The organism is Chondromyces apiculatus DSM 436, from assembly GCF_000601485.1.
In the GTDB taxonomy this organism is placed as follows: Bacteria; Myxococcota_A; Polyangia; order Polyangiales; family Polyangiaceae; genus Chondromyces; species Chondromyces apiculatus.
Genome location: NZ_ASRX01000126.1, coordinates 1 through 17,374 on the forward strand (window position 1 = coordinate 1; position 17,374 = coordinate 17,374).

The window sequence follows — 17,374 nt, forward strand, 5'->3', positions numbered from 1 at the left end:
GACGCCTGGATTGGGCGCCCAAGTCGAGTCTTGTGTCACAACAATCTATTCACTGCGCCTCTGTGAATTGACTTGCCGGTCGACCTCACCCGGGGAATCGTTTTCGGCTCTTCCGAAGCTGCTGCCGGAGGTGGTGACACACTGGTCATCGGTGCCTCTTGCGGGCTGATGGCGTCCCGGAGGGGGTGTGCTCGTCGTCCGGAGTGAGGCGCGCGTACAGCTCATGGAGTTTCGCTCGCAGAAGCTCCTTCGGCGGCAGGAACGTCTGGTACTCGGCGACGAGCGTGGGCGACATCGTGCGGGCGAGCGCGTACTCGACGACCTCGTCGTCCTTCGTGGCGCAGAGCAGCACCCCGATGGAAGGGCGCTCGTGGGGCTTCTTCACGTCGCGGTCGAGCGCCTCCACGTAGAACGAGAGCTGCCCGAGGTCAGCGGGCTTGAACTTCTCGACCTTCAGCTCGAAGGCCACGAGACACTGAAGGCCACGGTGGAAGAACACGAGGTCGATCGCGAAGTCCTGGTTGCCGACCTGCACCGGATACTGCGAGCCGACGAAGCAGAAGTCGCGTCCCAGTTCGGTGAGGAAGCGACCGAGATGGCGGAGCAGGGCGCTGTGGAGATCGGCCTCCGAGTGCCCGTCTAGAAGCGAGAGGAACTCGAGGTTGTATGCGTTCTTCAGCTCGTCGAGTGCGCTCGGATGAATTTGTCTCAGCGCTGGTGAGACTTTCTTCGCGGCCGGCGCTTCGCGAAGCACGGCGCCGGAGCGGATCTAGCGTTCGAGTTCGCGAGAGGACCAGCGCTCCTTGATCGCCGCAAGGATGTAGAACTCGCGGACAGCGGCCGGCTTGGCCTGACCGAGGATGATGAGATGGTGGGTCCAGCGCAATTGTCTCAGCAGTGCCGAGACTTTTCGCTTCGACCGGTATGCCTCGTAGAACTGGCGCATCCTGAACAGATTCGGCCGCGTGAAGCCTCGGAGGCCTGGGAAGCGTCGGGCGAGGGATGTGGCGAGTTCTTCGACCACCCCATCGCCCCACTCGGCGTTCGCGATCTTCCGGCTGATGTACTCGCCTAGCTGCCAGTAGAGCGAGACCAGCTCCGCGTTCACCGCCTGGTACGCGCGGCCGCGGGCGGCCTCGATGAGTGCGATGACTTCCGTGAAGCGCGTGTCGCGCTTCACCAAGACGGCCGGCTTCACGCGCGAAGCAGCGAGCGTCGCCGCTGTGCGGGCGAAGGCCTTCGAGCGCGCGCGGCTGGTCTTCGTGGAGCGCTTCTTCGACATGACGGAGGGGAGACGCACAGGCTCTGGCAGACCTCGTGATTTCGCAAGCGCATCTTGGCGGTCGATTTCATGTCCCATTTCGGCGGGGAACCCTGCGGTTCCCACCCACCTACCCGAAAGGACATGCCCATGCCCATGCCTCGCACCAAGAAGCCCCCGATCCGCCGCCGAAAACAAAAGAAAACCACGAGCTTTTGAGGGCTCACGCTTCTCACACTACCGCGGAGCTGTGCTCCAGTTGCTGGACTCGAACCAAGGCCTGGATCAATTCGCCGCGGCGGGGACGATCGTGAACTGCAGCCCCGGGATGTTGATGCCGGGGCCGGTGATGCGGAGGGTGCCCTTCACCTCGGCCACGGCGCCGCCTTCGATCACGGTCACGGTGCCGTTGACCCAGGAGGCGTCGGCGACGCCGCTGGGGTTCACGGGGAAGGCGAAGGGCTGCATCAGGAAGCGGTCGTTGTCGAGGCGGGCCCAGATGGCCTGGCGTTGCTGGGCGCCGAAGAGCTGGGGCTTCACGAGGAGGGTCATGCCGCCGGGGCGAGGGCTCGGGGCGGCTTCGAGGGCGAGGGAGAGGGGGAGGACCTGGCCGCCGGGGCCGGGGACCTGGATGGTCATGGTCATGGCTTCGGGCCAGGTGGCGATGGCCGGGCGGGCGACGGTGAAGGTGGTGGAGCGCTCGGCCCAGAGGGCGCCGCCGGAGAGGAAGGGGAGGCCTTCGAGCACGCGGAGGCGGTAGGTGGTGCCAGGGGCGAGGGGGGCGTCGGGGATGAAGTCGAGGCGGGGGCCGGTGATGTCGATGTGGCCGGGGACGCGGAGGGACTGGTCGTCCTCCAGGAGGATGTACTCGGCGGCGATGTCGGCGGCGGGTTTGCCCTGGGTGTCGTCGATGGGGTCGGCGAAGGCGACGGAGGGGCGGACGTCGGGGTAGACGGCTTCGGAGCTGTCGATGTCGGGCCAGATGGCGAGGGGGGCGGCGCCCTTGGGGGTGAGCTCGTGGAGGAACTGGAGGAGGTCGCTGCGCTCGTCGTCGGTGAGGGGGACGTCGACGTAGGCGAGGGCGACGTCGAGGGCGGCGGAGAGGCTGCGGGCCTGGCCAGCGACGAAGTAGATGCCGTGGCGGTAGACGCCGAAGAGGGAGGGGACGTCGGCGGGCTCGCCGGACTTGCCTTGCTCGATGGTCGCGCGGCTGGTGTAGAGCGGGGGGGTGTGGCAGCCGGAGCAGGTGGCGTTGCCTTCGAAGAGGGCTTTGCCGCGGAGGGCGGCGTCGGTGTAGCTGCCGTCGAGGCGGGTCCAGCCGGTGGCGCGGGGGGCGCCGAGGAGGGAGCTGAGGAAGGCGGAGAGGCCTTCGGCTTCCTCGGCGGTGGCAGGGCGGCCGACGATGGAGCTGGGGCCCTGGTAGCCGAAGTTCTGGGCGCTGGAAACGTAGGCGCCCCATTCGAGGGGCGTCGTGGCGTCGAGGAGCTGGAGGGGGCGGACGTTGTGCCAGATGCTGGGGCCGAAGTTCCAGATCATGCCGCTGTTCTGGGCCTCGACGTGGCAGCTCGAGCAGGCGTGGTTCTCGGCGAAGCCGCCGCCTGGGCGGGTGAAGACGCGCTCGCCGAGGGCGACGGCGGGGGGGCGGGGGTCGGCGGTGAGGGCGACGGAAGCGCGGGGGGTGCCATCAGGGTCGAGGAGGTTGACCTCGAAGCTCTGGTGGGCGTGGACGGCGAGGAGGGTGCCGCCCGTGCCGTCGTCGAGGGCGAGGAGCTGGCGGGCGCCGGGGCCGACAGGGGCGCGGAGCTGCTCTTCGAGGGTGAGGCGGTCGAGGGCGACGAGCGTGTCGGAGGACTCGGAGGCGACCCAGAGGCGGTCGCCAGCGACGAGGAGGCCGGAAGGGTTGACGACAGGGCCGGTGGAGGTGGGCTGACGGGTGAGGTCGGCGCGGCGAAGGACGGTGCCGTAACCAGGGGCGTCGGGGTGGGCGCCGAGGACGGCGACCTGGTGGACGAAGGGCTCGGCGGTGGGGTTGGTCTGGGTGGGCTCGGGGTCGCCGTCGGTGGCGGCGACGTAAAGCTCGGTGCCGTCGTCGGAGAGCGCGAGGGCGCGGAGGTCGGCGGCGACGCCGGAGATGACGGAGTCGACGAGGCCAGAGGCGGTGTCGATGATCCAGATGTCCTGATCGTCGTCGGGGCCGTAGGTGCCGCGGGTGTCCTTGATGCGGTTGCCGGAACGGTAAGAAGCGACGTAGAGGCGGGCGCCGTCGGGGGAGAGGACGAGGGCGCGGGGGTCGAAGCCGACCTCGATGCGGTCCACGACCTGGCGGGCCGCGACGTCGATGACGGCGACAGTGCGCATGGTGGCGAGGGTGACGTAGAGGCGGGTGCCGTCGGGGGAGAGGGCGAGGCCGGTGGGTTCGTCGCCGACCCAGAGGGCGTCTTCGAGGACGAGGCGCTCGCGGTGGAGGAAGCCCACGGTGTCGCTGCCGCGCTGGGCGACGAGGACGTGGGGGGAGCCGGGGTGGTGGGCGATGGCGGCAGGCCAGGCGCCGACGGGGATCTCGCCGGCCTTCTCGAAGCCTCCCTGGCCGTCGGGGATGAGGCGGGTGACGGTGTAGGAAGCGCCATTGGCGGTCCACAGCTCGTCGTCGACGCGGGCGGCGCCGTAGAGGGGGGAGAGGTAATGGTTGCGGAAGCGCTCGGCGGGGGTGCGGGCGACGGCGGTGAGGGTGACCTCGGAGGCGGCAGGGTCGTCGAGGCGGAAGACGTAAGCGCCAGGGGCGTCGGGGGTGAAGCGGGGCTCGGGGGCGCCGGTGGGGTGGACGGCGTTCTGGCTGCCCTGGGGGGCGGTGGCGAGCTTCCAGGTGAGGCCCGCGCAGGCGGCGGTGTCGAGGACGCGGGGGAGGTAGAAGGTCTCGCCGAGGGCGTGGGCGCGGGGGTTCTGGAGGGGCAAGGGGTCGGCCGCACAGGCCTCGGGGTCGACGGAGGTGCCTGCGCCTTCGCCGGGGCCTGCGCCTTCGCCGGAGCTGGCGCCTTCGCCGGAGCTGGCGGCTGCGCCGGAGGTGGCATCGCCATCGTCGCCGGAGCACGCGCCGGCCATGGTGGCGAGCGCGAGGACGGTGCCGAGGAGGGAGAGAGAGCCGAGATGCCGCATTCGGGGGCCGTTCCTGGTCGGGGGGGGTGAGGCGAGACGCGCAGGGTAAGCGAGGCGCGGAGGGGGCGCAGGGGGGGTGGGGTGCTGAATCCAGGATGAGGGACGGCCCGAATGGCAGGACGCCACGGTGTTCATTCGATGCTGGATTCGCTTGGGAGGAGTCTGGCGCGCGGCCGGGTCACCCGCGGCCGAGGGCCTGGGCTTGGTGTTCCGGGAGATGCGGGCTGCGGGCCTGGGGCGGGGGTCTGGCGTCACACGGCAGCGAGTTCTTTGGTCGACACTGGCACCCAGAGCGGGCGCGACTCAAGGCGCGCTGCCATGGGTCGGTATGCCGCCGAGAGGATGAGGGTCCACACGAGATCGCCGAGCAGCGTTCCGCCGAGGAACGGGAGCGCGGCCACGTAGCACGCGCCCAGCCCCGCAGCGGTGTGGGGGTAGAGGCTTCTTGCTGCCCATACGCCCAGATTCGAGAGGGCGAAAAAGGCGATCGAACCGCCCAGGGCCGCGCCGACGGCGCCACCCTTCGTCGAGCGCAGCGCGCGGCCGAGGAGCGCCTGCACGAAGAAGCCGCCGTACACGAACGGCGTGACGAGGCTCACGGGGGGGTAGCCGTGCAGGGATGCCAGGATCACGTCCCCCACGAGCATGGCCGCGATGATGAGGGAGAGCGCCATCCAGGGCTTGAGCGTGCGGCCCGCGAAGACGGCCGTGGCTCCCACGGGCGCGAAATTCGGCGGGTGGGGAACGACGCGGAGGACGACGCAGAGGACGATGAGCAGGGCAGGCAGCATGACCGCCCCTTCATAGCAGAACATGAAGGGCGGATCGCGGTGGGCCGTCTGTGGGGTCCGAGGTGCTGGAGGGAAGGGCTCCTCGAAACACGGGCACGGTACGGCCCCAGGCGCTCCTACACCACGTAGGCGTCCACGTATTCGTGGACGGCAGTGGTGTCGAGCTTCTCGGGGTCCAGAGAAAGCGCCAGGATCTTGCGCTGCTGGGCTTCGCCGAAGCGGCGGGCGAGGTTCCTCCGGAATTTCTCCTCCAGGAGCGGGATACCTTCGGTCCTGCGCCGCTTGTGCCCGATCGGGTACGCGACGACGACTTCGGGGAGCACGCTCCCGTCCTTCAGCGTGATCGTGAGGCCGCTGGCGATCGAACGCTTCTCGGGGTCGTGGTAGTCACGGGTGAAGGCCGGATCTTCAACGCACACCGTCTTCTCCCGGAGGGCGTCGATGCGGGGATCGGCGGCGACGTCGTCTTCATAGTCCGCCGCGGTGAGCCGGCCGAAGAGGAGGGGCACCGCCAGCATGTACTGGATGCAGTGATCTCGGTCGGCAGGGTTCGCGAGGGGGCCCTGCTTGTCGATGATCCGGACGCACGCCTCGTGGGTGCGCACGGAGATGCGGGCGATGTCGTCCGCGCTCTTCCCGCGCCGGGAGAGCTCGGCGTGGAGCGTCATCGCAGCCTCCACGGCGGTCTGGGCGTGGAACTCCGCCGGGAAGGAGACCTTGAAGAGCACGTTCTCCATGACGTACGCGCCATAGGGCCGCTGGAACTCGAATGGCTGTCCTCTGTACGAGACGTCGTAGAAGCCCCAGGTCTTCGCTGTCAACGCGGACGGGTATCCCATCTCCCCGGTGCGGGCGATGAGCGCGAGCCGGACGCCTCGGGCGGTGGCGTCGCCGGCAGCCCAAGATTTCCGCGAGCCTGTGTTCGGTGCGTGGCGGTAGGTGCGAAGGGCCTGGCCGTCGAGCCACGCCAGCGACAGCGCATTCAAGCTCTGCTCTCTGGAGAGGCCGAGGAGGCGCGAGACCACCGTGGTGGTCGCGACCTTCACGAGGACGATGTGGTCGAGGCCGACGCGGTTGAACGAGTTCTCCAGGGCGAGGCAGCCCTGGATTTCGTGCGCCTGGATCATCGCCGTGAGCACGTCGCGCATGGTGAGCGGCGGCTTGCCCTCGGCGATGGCGCGGCGCGACAGCCAGTCCGCGGTCGCGAGGATCCCGCCGAGGTTGTCCGAAGGGTGCCCCCACTCCGCGGCGAGCCAGGTGTCGTTGAAGTCGAGCCAGCGCACCATCACGCCGAGGTTGAAGGCGGCCTGGACAGGGTCGAGCTGGTGGGAGGTGCCCGGCACCCTGGCGCCATGAGGGACGAGGGTGCCCGGCACGATCGGTCCGAGCAGCTTGGTGCAGGCGGGGTACTCGAGCGCTTCGAGGCCGCAGCCCAGGGTGTCGAGGAGGCAATGCCGCGCGGTCTCGTAGGCAAGCGCGCTGGAAGGCTCTCCTCGGGCAACGTAATCGACGATGTCCACCATGACGGCGTCGAAGGGCGGTCGGTGGGTGGAGACGTGAAGGCTCATGGCTTCCTCGGCTAGGGGCGGCTGTCGATCGCGATGAAGGGGCGGTTCTCTGGCCCGACGTAGCGGGCGCTGGGCCGGATGATCTTGTTGTCCTCGCGCTGTTCGAGGATGTGCGCGCTCCAGCCGGTGGTGCGGGCGATCACGAAGAGCGGCGTGAACATCACGGTCGGGACGCCCATCTGGTGGTAACTGACGGCGCTGAACCAGTCGAGGTTGGGGAACATCCGCTTCGCCTCCGCCATCACCGATTCGATGCACTCGGCGATCTCGAACATCCGCATCGACCGGGCGGTCGTCGACAGCGATCGGGCCACTTCCTTGATGACCTGGTTGCGCGGGTCGGCCACGGTGTAGACCGGGTGGCCAAAGCCAGTCACCACTTCCTTGTTCGCCACCCGGCGGCGGATGTCGGCTTCGGCCTCGTTCGCGGAGGCGTAGCGCTTCTGGATTTCGAGCGCGGCCTCGTTGGCCCCGCCGTGCTTGGGGCCACGCAGCGCGCCGATGCCGCCGCAGATTGCCGAGTAGATGTCCGAGCCGGTCCCCGCCACGACCCGACAGGCAAAGGTGGAGGCGTTGAACTCGTGCTCGGCGTAGAGGATCAGGCTGGTGTGCATGGCGCGCGTCCACTCGGAGGGAGGCCGCTTGCCGTGGAGGAGATGCAGGAAATGCCCCCCGATGGAGTCGTCGTCGGTCTCGACGTCGATGCGCCTCCCGTTGTGGGCGTAGTGGTGCCAGTAGAGCAGGATGGAGCCGAGCGACGCGAGCAAACGGTCGGCGATGTCCCGCGCGCCAGGGGCGTTGTGATCTTCCCTCTCCGGCTCGTTGCAGCCGAGCACCGAGACGCCGGTGCGCAGGACATCCATGGGGTGCGTGGACGAGGGGAGCTGTTCGAGCGCGGCCTTCACCGCGGCGGGGAGGCCGCGTAGCGCACGCAGCCTGGTCTTGTAGGCGGAGAGCTGGGCGCCGTTGGGTAGCTCGCCGTGGATCAGGAGGTGGGCGACCTCCTCGAACTCGCATTGCTGGGCGATGTCCAGAATGTCGTATCCGCAGTAGTGGAGGTCATTGCCGCTATGGCCGACCGTGCACAGGGCGGTCGTCCCCGCCTCCACGCCCGACAGCGCCACCGACTTCTTCGGCGCGCGCTCCTTCTTGCTGGCCGATTCCGCGCTCATGAGTTCCTTCCTTTCCCGAAGAGGGCGTCGAGACGCTGCTCGAACGCCTGGTAGCCGATGACGTCGTACAGCTCGGCGCGGGTCTGCATTGCGTCGAGGAGCTGCCTCTGCGTGCCGCCCTCGCGGATGGCGCGGTAGACGCTGTCCGCGGCCTTGTTCATGGCGCGGAACGCCGAGAGCGGGTACAGGGCCATGGATACGCCGGCAGACGCCAGCTCGGAGGTCGTGAACAGCGGCGTCACGCCAAACTCGGTGAGGTTCGCGAGGACAGGGACCTTCACCGCGTCGGCGAAGCGTCGGTAGAGGTCCAGGCTGGTCATGGCCTCGGGGAAGACCATGTCCGCGCCCGCCTCCACGCAGGCGACGGCGCGCGCGATGGCCCGCTCCTCGCCCTCGACGGCCAGGGCATCGGTGCGCGCCATGATCACGAAGCTCGGGTCGGTGCGCGCGTCCACGGCGGCCTTGATGCGGTCGGCCATTTCCTCCAGGGAGACGATCTCCTTGTTGGGGCGGTGACCGCAGCGCTTGGCGCCGACCTGGTCCTCGATGTGCATCGCGGCGGCGCCGGCCTTGATGACGGCGCGGGTGGTGCGGGCGACGTTGAACGCGCTCGGGCCGAAGCCCGTGTCCACATCCACGAGGAGCGGGAGCGCACAGGCGTCCGTGACCCTGCGCACGTCGATCAACAGGTCGTCGAGGGTGGAGATGCCCAGGTCAGGGAGCCCCAGCGAGCCCGCCGCGAGGCCACCACCCGACAGGTAGATGGCCTGGAAGCCCGCGCGCTGGGCGAGGAGCGCGTGGAGGGCATTGATGGTGCCGACGACCTGGAGGGGGCGCTCTCGTTCGACCGCAGCGCGAAAGCGTTCACCGGGTGTGGAGGGAAGACTCACGGGATGCTCCTTCGAGGTGTCGTCGTCATCGATGCCGGTCAGGCCGGCGGTTGCCGGGCGTGTCCGAGCTTCGCCCGGACCACCTTGGCAGCTTCCACCATGTGGGTGAGCGCAGCCTCGACCTCCGGCCAGCCTCGGGTCTTGAGGCCGCAGTCCGGGTTCACCCAGAGCTGGTCCATCGGGAGGACCTGGGCCGCCCGCGTGAGCAGATCCACCATCTCGCCCTGCGTGGGCACGCGCGGCGAATGGATGTCGTAGACACCAGGGCCGATCGCGTTCGGGTACTGGAAGCGGGCGAAATCGCCCAGGAGTTCCATTCTGGAGCGCGAGGTCTCGATGGAGAGCACGTCGGCATCCATCTCCGCGATGGCGTCGAGGATATCGCCGAACTCCGAGTAGCACATGTGCGTGTGGATCTGCGTCTCGTCGCGCACGCTGCTGGTCGCGAGGCGGAAGGCGTCCACAGCCCAGCGGAGGTACGCGTTCCAGTCGCGGCGGCGGAGCGGGAGGCCCTCGCGGATCGCGGGCTCGTCGACCTGGATCATGGAGATCCCCGCCGCCTCGAGGTCCGCCACCTCGTCGCGAAGCGCCAGGGCGAGCTGCGCGCAGGTCTCGCTGCGCGGCTGGTCGTCGCGCACGAACGACCACTGGAGGATGGTGACTGGCCCGGTCAGCATGCCCTTCATGGGGCGCTCCGTGAGGGCCTGCGCGCTTGTGGACCAGGCGACCGTGATCGCCCGCTGCCGTGCCACGTCCCCGAACAGGACCGGCGGCTTGACGCAGCGCGAGCCGTAGCTCTGGACCCAGCCGTTCTCGGTGAAGGCGAAGCCGTCGAGCTGCTCGCCGAAGTACTCGACCATGTCGTTGCGCTCGAACTCGCCGTGGACGAGGACGTCGAGCCCGATCTTCTCCTGCCTCTCGATGCACTTGCGCATCTCGGCTTTCAGGAAGGTGTCGTAGTCCTCCTCGGACATCCGACCCGCGCGCCAGGCCGCGCGCGCGCCGCGGACATCGGTGGTCTGCGGGAACGAGCCGATGGTGGTGGTGGGGAACGAGGGCAGGCCGAACCGCGCGCGCTGCTTCGGGGCGCGGACCGGGAAGGGGGACGAGCGGCGGCGCATGGCTTCGGTGACGGCGCCGGTGCGGCCGCGCACCGCAGGGTTGTACGTCCGCGGAGAGGAGCGCCGGCCCGCGAGGGCGATCCGGGTGTCTTCGAACTGCGCCCCGCTCGGAGTCGCCGATCCAGCGGCGTCCGCGAGGGCCCGAAGTTCGTCGAGCTTCTGCGCGGCGAACGCGAGCCAGCGCTTGAGATCCGTGTCGAGCCGCTGTTCCGCGTCGAGATCGACCGGCACGTGGAGCAAGGAGCACGAGGGCCCCACCATGACGCGCTCGGCGCCGAGGGCCGTCACCGCGCGGCGAAGCACGGCGTGGGCGGCGTCGAGGTCGGCGCGCCAGATGTTCCGCCCGTCGATCAGGCCGAGCGAGAGGCTCATCGATGCGGGGAGCGCGTCGAGCACGGCGTCGAGCTGCTCGGGGGCGCGCACGAGGTCGAGGACGAGTCTTTCGAGCGACGAGACCCGCGCGCTGGCGCGCATCGGGCTCGCCAACTACTTCGCCGGGGCGCTCGTGATGCCCTACGGTCAATTCCTCGAATCCGCCGAGAGCTTGCGGTACGACATCGATTTGCTGCGGCAGCGCTTCGGGGTCGGGTTCGAGGTCACCTGTCACCGCCTGAGCACGCTGCAGCGCATCGACGCGCGTGGGGTGCCGTTCTTCTTCGTCCGCGTCGATCGCGCTGGCAACATCTCGAAGCGCCAGTCGGCGACCGATTTCCATTTCTCGCGCGTCGGCGGCACGTGTCCGCTATGGAACGTCTACGAGGCCTTCGCGCAGCCGGGCCGCATTCTCCGGCAGCTCGCCCAGATGCCAGACGGACGCACCTACCTCTGGATCGCGCGGACGGTCGCACGTGGACACGGGGGCTACGCTGCCCCGACCAAGACCTTCGCGATCGCGCTCGGGTGCGACGCGCGGCACGCCGGCCGGCTCGTGTACTCGCAAGGCCTCGACCTCGACGATCCCAGTGCCCCCACGCCGATCGGCGCGGGATGCAAGGTGTGCGAACGCAAAGGGTGCCCGCAGCGCGCCTTTCCGCCGATGGGCGGGAAGATCGTCGTCGACGAGAATGAGCGGCGCCTTGAACCCTATTCGGCGGCGTGAAGGGCGCTCATCGCCTTGCGGCGAGGGGAAGCTGAAGGCGTCGCGCGCCGAGGGCCGGTGCTGGCGGGATGCTCGCCGGGTCAACCGGTGGTGAGCGCGTTCTTGAGGAGCCAGCCGTAGCGGCGGCCCGTCGAGGTGCGGCGCTTGCCGCTCCTGGTCTTCTTCGAGCCCTCGGGGTACTCGACGTAGCCGTAGTACCAGGAGATCTTCTTGCTGGTGGGCTTCTCGTTCCGGTAGATGCGGGTCTGCTTGTGGTAGCGGGGGTGCCTGGAGAGGCGGTGGAAGCGGGTGCCCACGGGGAAGGTGTCCGAGGCGACGCCGCCGGCGCCGGGAATGGCGAACTGGAAGTTCACGCAGCGCAGGGCGGAGGGCAATGCGGCGTTCCGGGCGAGGTAATCGCGCACGAACCCTTCCTCGTCGCTGGGGATGATGAAGCCATTCGGGAACATGCGCTTCGGCTTGAGCTCGTCGCGGTCGTCGTCGAGGAGCCTGCTGATGCTCTCGCTCACCATGCGCTTGGCGGCGCCCTTCTTCTTCGCGCTGCCGGCAGAGAACCATTCTTTCCTGGTCCACTTGAGCTGGTGGAGGTCGGCGATGCGCATGGGCGTGGTCTTGCCCTTCCTGCGGCGCTGGTTCTCGACGGGGCTCATGCACTTGCAGGTGCACCTGAAGAGGCGAGCGCGCTTGGGGTTGCTCTTGAGGGCGCTCATCGGGATCCACGCGGAGATGGAGATCGACTTGCGCTTCAGCCGCGCGTAGCGCTCCTGGAGGCGGGTGAGTTCCTTCGTCAGGGCGTCGGCGTCGTTGCCGCCGAGAAGCTTCCTGAGCTTCGAGACGGTGCCGAGGAGGGTCTCCATCTCCGCGAGCTTTTTTGCCCTGTCCGGCACGGGCAGGGTCGCGGCCGTCGAGAGGTCGGGCAGCAGGGGAAAGCAGGCCTCGTCGACGATCATCCGGGTGGCGAAGGCGAAGACGTACTGGATCGAGGGGCGGGAGGGGTCGGCCTTGCGGAAGTCGGGCTTCGTCCGGTCCTTGCTCAGGTCGAACTTGGGCATCTTCTTGATCTGCCCGAAGTTGATGGCGACGCCTTTGTTGCAGGCTGCCGGGGAGAGGACGCCGAGGAGGTTGCCGCAGCCGTCGAGCACCGGGATTCCGGGCGCGTCGTCGGCCTTGTAGCGGTCCTTGATGGGGAAGGTGGTCTGCTTCTCCTTCGCATCGCGGCGCTCGTCGGCGCTCATCGAGGAGGTGATCTTGATGCGCTTCGCGCTGGGCTCCATGTAGCGGTTGCCGCCGACGGCGGTCTTGCCGTTGATGCCCGGGAGCTTGGCGTCGAGGCGGGTAAGGGCGAGCTTCTTCCGGTCAGGGTCGCAGCAGCGGTAGGCGTGGCTCATCGTCCGTCGTCCACGTCAGCCGTCGAGGAGGGCGTTCTTGAGCAGCCAGCCGTAGCGGCGGGTCGTCTTGCCGCCGCCCTCGGGGTAGGTGACGTAGCCGTAGTACCAGGAGATCTTCTTCGAGGTGGGCTTGCCCTTGCGGTAGATGCGGGTCTGCTTCTTGTAGGCGGCGAGGCGGTGGAAGCGGGTGCCGACAGGGAAGGTGTCCATGGCGACGCCGCCAGCGCCCGGGATGGCGAAGAGGAAGTTCACGCAGCGCATGAAGGGGGGCAAGGCGGGGCTCCGGGCGAGGTAGTCGCGCACGGCCATGTTGCCCTCGCCCCTGGAGGCGTTGCTGATGCGGCCGTTCGGGAACATCGCCTTCTTCTTCATGGCGTTCTCGCCCTTGAGCAGGGCGGAGATGGCCTCCCGGGTCATGCGGGCGTCGGCGCCCGTGCCCTTCGCGGTCTCGTTCTTGTTCGAGATCCACTCGCTCTTCGACCATTTCACCTGGTCGAGGTTGGCGATGCGCATGGGGATGGTCTTGCCCTTCTTGCGGCGCTTCTGCTCGATCTCGCTCATGCAGCCGCGGGCGCAGTCGAAGAGCTTGGTGCGCTTGGCGCTGGTCCGAAGGGCGCTCTTCGGGATCCAGGCGGAGATGGCGAAGGCCTTGGCTTTGACGGGGCCGTAGAGCTTCTTGAGCGCCGGGGTGGAGGTGAGCCACGCCTGCCGGACGAGCATGGAGGTGGCGAAGGCGTAGACGTACTGGACCGAGGGGCGGGAGGGGTCGGCCTTGCGGGAGCTGGGGTCGGCGGTGACCTTGCTCAGGTCGAACTTCGGCATCTTCTTGATCTGCCCGAAGTTGATGCGGACCCCGGCGCTGAGGGCCCTGCCCGAGAGGGTGCCGAGGAGGTTGCCGGCGCCGTCGAGCACGGGGATCTTGGCGCCGCCAGTGGGCTTGTTGAGGGGGAAGAAGGAGCGGGGGTCGGCCTTCTCCTTGTCGCGCCACTTCTTCGTCGAGCTGGGGTCGAGGAAGCGGTTGCCGCCGGTGACCGTCGTGCCCTCGATGCCCGGGAGGGCGGCGCTGAGGCCCGCGAGGGCGCGCGCTTTCTTGCCAGGGTCGCAGCAGCGGGAGGGGTGGCTCACCGGGCCTTCTCCGGCGGCGAGGGGCTGCGGGCGGGGCGGGGCTCGCGGCCGATGCGGACGGTGCGGAGGCCCTCGACGATCTTGCCGCCGTCGGTGCGGTCGCCGCGGCGGGCGGCAGGCTTGCCGGCGATGAGGACGGTGGGGCAGCCCTCGACGATGACGTCGTCGCGGGGGCCTGTGCAGTCGGCGGTGTCGCCGACACGGGCGGCGAGGGACTCGGCGAAGAGGACGGTCGTGCAGCCGGAGCTGACGGGCCCTCCCCGGTGCGGGGCCGGGTGGGTCCCGCGGCAGATGTGTCGGTCACCTACTCGTGCGGCTGCAGGCATGGCCATCCTCGCGGTCAGGTGTCGTCGTCCTCGGCGCGGTCAGGTGTCGTCGTCGCCGTCGTTTTCGTCTTCGTCGCTGTCGACGTCGTCCTCGTCGCCGTCGTCCTCGCCATCCTCGTCGCTGGCGTCGTCCTCGTCCTCGTCCTCGTCGTCGTCCCCGAGGAGGACGTCGAGGTGCTCGTCGTCGAAGCCGAGGTCTTCCTCGTGGCGGTAGACGACGCGGCGGAGGACGTCTTCGCGGGCGTCGTCGTCCCAGGTGGCGACGCGGCCCTTGAGGGAGCCGGTGGCGACGGGGTCGACCTCGGCGTCTTCAGGAGCGCTGAGCGCACCGGCAGCGCCAACAGCGCCGACAGCACCGGCAGCGCTGACGTCTCGAGGAGCGCGCCAGAGGGCGTAGTTGACCTGCCGGGTCTCGACGATGGGCTGGAGGGCGAGGGTCGCGCGCTGGGTCTCGTCGGTGTCGGAGACGAAGCGGTACATCTCGAAGCCGGCGGCGTCGGCGAGGCGCTCGGCGAGGATGTGCTCGTCGCGGCGGCGCTGCTTGCTCACGAGGCAGCTCCGAGGGTCTTGCCGTACCAGGCGGCGCCCTGTTCGAGGGCCTCGGCGTCGGCAGGTTCGAGGCCATAGGGGGCCTTGCCGCCCCAGAGGCCGTTGCCGGGGTCGCCGCGCTCAGGGTCCTTGCCGACGCGGGTTTCGTAGCGCCTCCCCTCCTGGCGGAGGGCGACGCCGAGGGGCTGGCCCGCGGCGCGGGAGACGGCGCCGGCGTGGAAGAAGTGGAAGGCGCGCCAGGCTTCGCCGCGGGAGAGGAAGTCCCAGGCGCCGCCAGGGGCGAGGAGGTCGCCGATGCCAGCAGGGCGCTCGGGGTCGAAGGCGGCAGCGTCGGCGGCGTCGTCGAGGCTGGCGACGAGGTCGACGTCGCCAGGGACAGGGACCGGGAGGTGGTCGACGTCGACGTCGGCGTCGGCAGGGTCGGCGTCGGCGGGGTTGATGCGCACGAAGGGGCCGCCCTGGATGACCACGTCGCCGCTCGATGTCTCGACGTGGACCTCGGCGCCCGCCTCGATGCGGATGGTGGTGGTGCCGCGGACGCTGATGCTCTGCGCGGTGACCTCGACGTGGCCCTCGGCGACGAGGCGGGCGTCGGGGCCGTCGAGGGCGAGGCTGGCAGCGCCGGTGGTGAGGCGGATGTGGCCCTCGGTCATGTCGATGGAGGTCTTGCCGCCCGCCATGACGGCCGTGAAGCGGTCGCCGACCTCGGTGACGTCGGCGCCGCCGATGCGGGCGCTGCGGGTGCCGCTGACGGCGATGGTCTCGTTGGCGAGGACAGCCTTGTCGCGGCTTCCGTCGACGCGGAGGCGGTCGTCGGCGCGGACGAGGGTCTCGCGGTCGCGCTCGGCGCGGAGGTAGACCAGCTCGCGGCCGCGGGCATCCTCGAAGGAGAGCTCGTTGAAGCCCTCGCCGCCGGGGAGGGTGGAGGTGCGGAGGCCCGTCTTGGTGGCGTTCTGGGGCAAGGGATAGGGGTGCGGGGAGGAGCCGTCGAAGAGGCGGCCGACGATGACGGGGCGGTCGGGGTCGCCGTCGAGGAAGCCGACGAGGACGCCCTGGCCGACGCGGGGGATGGCGACGAGGCCGAAGCCGGTGCCGGCCCAGCCATGGGCGACGCGAACCCAGCAGGTGCTGCGCTCTCCGGCGGGGCGGCGGTCCCAGAGCATCTCGACGCGGACGCGGCCATGGGCGTCGACGTGGACCTCCTGGCCCGCAGGGCCGACGACGCGGGCGGTCTGGACGCCGCGGACGACAGGGCGGGCGATGGCGCGCGGGGGGACGTAGGGGATGCGGGCGTCGACGGCCTCGATGCGGGCGGTGGCGCCCCGGTCCTGGCCGACGTCGAGGTGGACGGCGGTGACGAGGAGGGGATGGGCGAGGTCGCGGAGGCGGACGACGGCGCCAGCATGGAGGGTGGCGACGTTGGTGTGGAACTGGAAGCGGGAGGCGTCGGCGCGGAGGGCGGCGAGGCGGCGCTCGGTGACCTTCTGGCCACGCTGGGCGTCGCTGCGGGCGCCGGGAGAGAGCTGGGCGTCACCGCCGGTCAAGGGCGCGGCGGCGCGGGCAGGATCGCTGGAGCGGGCGTCGCTGGAGCGGGCGCCGTCGACGAAGAAGGCGCCGAGTTCCAGGGCATAGGTGGAGATCGGGGGGTGCGGGGCGTCGGTGGTGGTCTCGGCGAGGAGAGCGACGTCGGCGCGGAGGGAGAAGTCGTGGTCGCGCAGGGAGAGCGCGGAGGGCGCGAGCGCGTGGAGGGTGGCGAGGTCGGCGTACGCGGGGCCGTCGGCGTCGGCGAGGCGGGCGGCGTGGGCGAGGGCGAGGACGGGCTCGCGGAGGTGGGGGGCGTCGTCGAAGACGACACGCTCGGGGCCGTCGGCGGAGGGTTCGAGGAGGAGGGAGATGCCTTCTTCTTCGAGGATGCGACGGAGGAAGTCGCCCTGGGTCTCGGCGTACTGGACGCGGTACTCGTGGGGCGGGTGGGCGCTCTGGTTGCAGCGGACGAGGGGTTCGAGGCCCCAGTCGGCGAGGATCTCGGCGGCGATCTGGAGGGTCGAGCGGTGCTCGAAGATGCGGAGGTCGGCGCGGTGGGCGAGGGGCGCGAGGAGGGGGCCGACGGTGACGAGGAGGGTCTGGTCGTCGCCGGTGGGGGCGCGGTGCTCGACGCGGGTGACGATGCCGTTCACGGCGCGCTCGCCGCCAGGGGCCTCGATGATGACGGTGACGGGCTGGCCGAGGATCTGGTCGGGCGGGGGGACGCCGCGCGCGGTGGCCTCGACGTCGGCGCTGTAGCCGGCGCCGATGCGGTCGGTGAGGGAGACGCCGAGGGCGGCGATGCGGAGGCCGTGCTGCGGGAACTGAAGCACAACGGACACGCGGACATCCTTTCGTCGTCGGGCGGCGTGCGAGAGGCGTGGGAGAGGCGTCGTCGGACGAACGAAGGTAGCGCAGCGAGAGAGGGAGATGGACGCGGAGGTGAGGCGGGGAGATGCGGTGGGGGAAGGCTGAAAAACTACAAAGGGCGAGGGTGGGCTGGGGCGCAGGCGGGGCGGGAACGGGAGGATGCGGGGGTGCTGAGGATGCGGGTGAGGAGAGGGAGGCGGACGAGGAGGAGACGCAGGTGGAGGCGGAGAGATGAGCGTTTCAGGGCGTCGGGTGGAGGGCGGTTCGAGCACGCGCGAGCCAGGTGCCGCTCTTCATCTCCATCCTGGTCACGCACGAAGACCAGCACTTCACTGCCTGCCTCGTCGGCTTGGAGAGCGAGGCCCAGGACATTACGCGCCTCAGGCTGGAGACGATCCTGGGAGCGGTACTTCCGGATCCGCTTCCACTGACTGGCGTTCACCACATCGTGCTCGCAGTGCTCGCCTGCCTTTCTCGCTTGGTGGAGAAGGGCCTCGATCACACCCATCGTAACCGCTGCACGGACCCCACCTTCGG

General features: G+C 69.7%; 11 protein-coding genes and 3 pseudogenes. 2 read left to right on the top strand and 12 right to left on the bottom strand.

What is annotated here, in order from left to right:
* Positions 1 to 145: 145 nt before the first annotated feature.
* The 7 genes and pseudogenes from CAP_RS55935 to metE form a co-directional block, all read right to left on the bottom strand.
* A pseudogene (locus CAP_RS55935) lies at positions 146 to 1,282 on the bottom strand (PDDEXK nuclease domain-containing protein).
* 264 nt (positions 1,283 to 1,546) lie between these two features.
* The gene (locus CAP_RS42170; RefSeq protein WP_044252037.1) at positions 1,547 to 4,414 is read right to left on the bottom strand and encodes a hypothetical protein; all 2,868 of its coding nucleotides are present in this window, start codon (positions 4,412 to 4,414) and stop codon (positions 1,547 to 1,549) included.
* Between the two features lie 251 nt (positions 4,415 to 4,665).
* Complete coding sequence (locus tag CAP_RS42175) at positions 4,666 to 5,205, bottom strand: DUF6580 family putative transport protein (protein WP_052376893.1); 540 nt, start codon at positions 5,203 to 5,205, stop codon at positions 4,666 to 4,668.
* Positions 5,206 to 5,321: 116 nt separating this feature from the next.
* Positions 5,322 to 6,773 carry a bifunctional 2-methylcitrate dehydratase/aconitate hydratase gene (locus CAP_RS42180; RefSeq protein WP_044252040.1) on the bottom strand — a complete coding sequence of 484 codons (1,452 nt, stop codon included), beginning with the start codon at positions 6,771 to 6,773 and terminating at the stop codon, positions 5,322 to 5,324.
* 11 nt (positions 6,774 to 6,784) lie between these two features.
* Complete coding sequence (gene prpC, locus CAP_RS42185; RefSeq protein WP_044252043.1) at positions 6,785 to 7,945, bottom strand: bifunctional 2-methylcitrate synthase/citrate synthase; 1,161 nt, start codon at positions 7,943 to 7,945, stop codon at positions 6,785 to 6,787.
* A complete protein-coding gene (gene prpB / locus CAP_RS42190; RefSeq protein ID WP_044252047.1) occupies positions 7,942 to 8,835 on the bottom strand; it encodes a methylisocitrate lyase in 894 nt (297 codons plus the stop codon). Before prpB ends, prpC begins: the two co-directional genes overlap by 4 nt.
* Before the next feature lie 38 nt (positions 8,836 to 8,873).
* A pseudogene (metE, locus tag CAP_RS42195) lies at positions 8,874 to 10,394 on the bottom strand (5-methyltetrahydropteroyltriglutamate--homocysteine S-methyltransferase); the annotation flags it as partial.
* A gap of 1 nt (position 10,395) precedes the next feature.
* On the opposite strand from metE, the pseudogene CAP_RS42200 reads away from it, so the two are divergent.
* Positions 10,396 to 11,055 (top strand): annotated as a pseudogene (locus CAP_RS42200) (helix-turn-helix domain-containing protein); the annotation flags it as partial.
* A gap of 80 nt (positions 11,056 to 11,135) precedes the next feature.
* Here the strand turns inward: CAP_RS42200 and CAP_RS42205 are convergent.
* From CAP_RS42205 to CAP_RS42225, 5 genes are read right to left on the bottom strand one after another with little or no spacing between them, the layout of a single operon-like run.
* Positions 11,136 to 12,443 (bottom strand): hypothetical protein, encoded by a 1,308-nt coding sequence (locus CAP_RS42205; RefSeq protein ID WP_044252050.1) that lies wholly within the window; start codon positions 12,441 to 12,443, stop codon positions 11,136 to 11,138.
* A 15-nt stretch (positions 12,444 to 12,458) separates the two neighbouring features.
* Positions 12,459 to 13,568, bottom strand: a complete 1,110-nt coding sequence (locus tag CAP_RS42210) for a hypothetical protein (RefSeq protein WP_044252053.1) — start codon at positions 13,566 to 13,568, stop codon at positions 12,459 to 12,461.
* Entirely contained in the window at positions 13,565 to 13,894 is a 330-nt protein-coding gene (locus CAP_RS42215) for a PAAR domain-containing protein (RefSeq protein ID WP_044252056.1), read from the bottom strand. The genes CAP_RS42210 and CAP_RS42215 overlap by 4 nt, the downstream gene beginning before the upstream one ends.
* Positions 13,895 to 13,933: 39 nt before the next feature.
* Complete coding sequence (locus CAP_RS46825; protein WP_052376895.1) at positions 13,934 to 14,443, bottom strand: hypothetical protein; 510 nt, start codon at positions 14,441 to 14,443, stop codon at positions 13,934 to 13,936.
* The gene (locus CAP_RS42225; RefSeq protein WP_197041587.1) at positions 14,440 to 16,809 is read right to left on the bottom strand and encodes a type VI secretion system Vgr family protein; all 2,370 of its coding nucleotides are present in this window, start codon (positions 16,807 to 16,809) and stop codon (positions 14,440 to 14,442) included. Before CAP_RS42225 ends, CAP_RS46825 begins: the two co-directional genes overlap by 4 nt.
* A 311-nt stretch (positions 16,810 to 17,120) precedes the next feature.
* On the opposite strand from CAP_RS42225, the gene CAP_RS54700 reads away from it, so the two are divergent.
* The coding region (locus CAP_RS54700; protein ID WP_044252063.1) for a hypothetical protein at positions 17,121 to 17,374 on the top strand (254 nt) is incomplete at its 3' end.

What these genes read in the sequence shown, in the direction of transcription:
- CAP_RS42170 (WP_044252037.1), bottom strand. Translation starts at nt 4,414, where the DNA reads ATGCGGCATCTCGGCTCTCTCTCCCTCCTCGGCACCGTCCTCGCGCTC.
- CAP_RS42175 (WP_052376893.1), bottom strand. Translation starts at nt 5,205, where the DNA reads ATGCTGCCTGCCCTGCTCATCGTCCTCTGCGTCGTCCTCCGCGTCGTT.
- CAP_RS42180 (WP_044252040.1), bottom strand. Translation starts at nt 6,773, where the DNA reads ATGAGCCTTCACGTCTCCACCCACCGACCGCCCTTCGACGCCGTCATG.
- prpC (WP_044252043.1), bottom strand. Translation starts at nt 7,945, where the DNA reads ATGAGCGCGGAATCGGCCAGCAAGAAGGAGCGCGCGCCGAAGAAGTCG.
- CAP_RS42205 (WP_044252050.1), bottom strand. Translation starts at nt 12,443, where the DNA reads ATGAGCCACGCCTACCGCTGCTGCGACCCTGACCGGAAGAAGCTCGCC.
- CAP_RS42215 (WP_044252056.1), bottom strand. Translation starts at nt 13,894, where the DNA reads ATGCCTGCAGCCGCACGAGTAGGTGACCGACACATCTGCCGCGGGACC.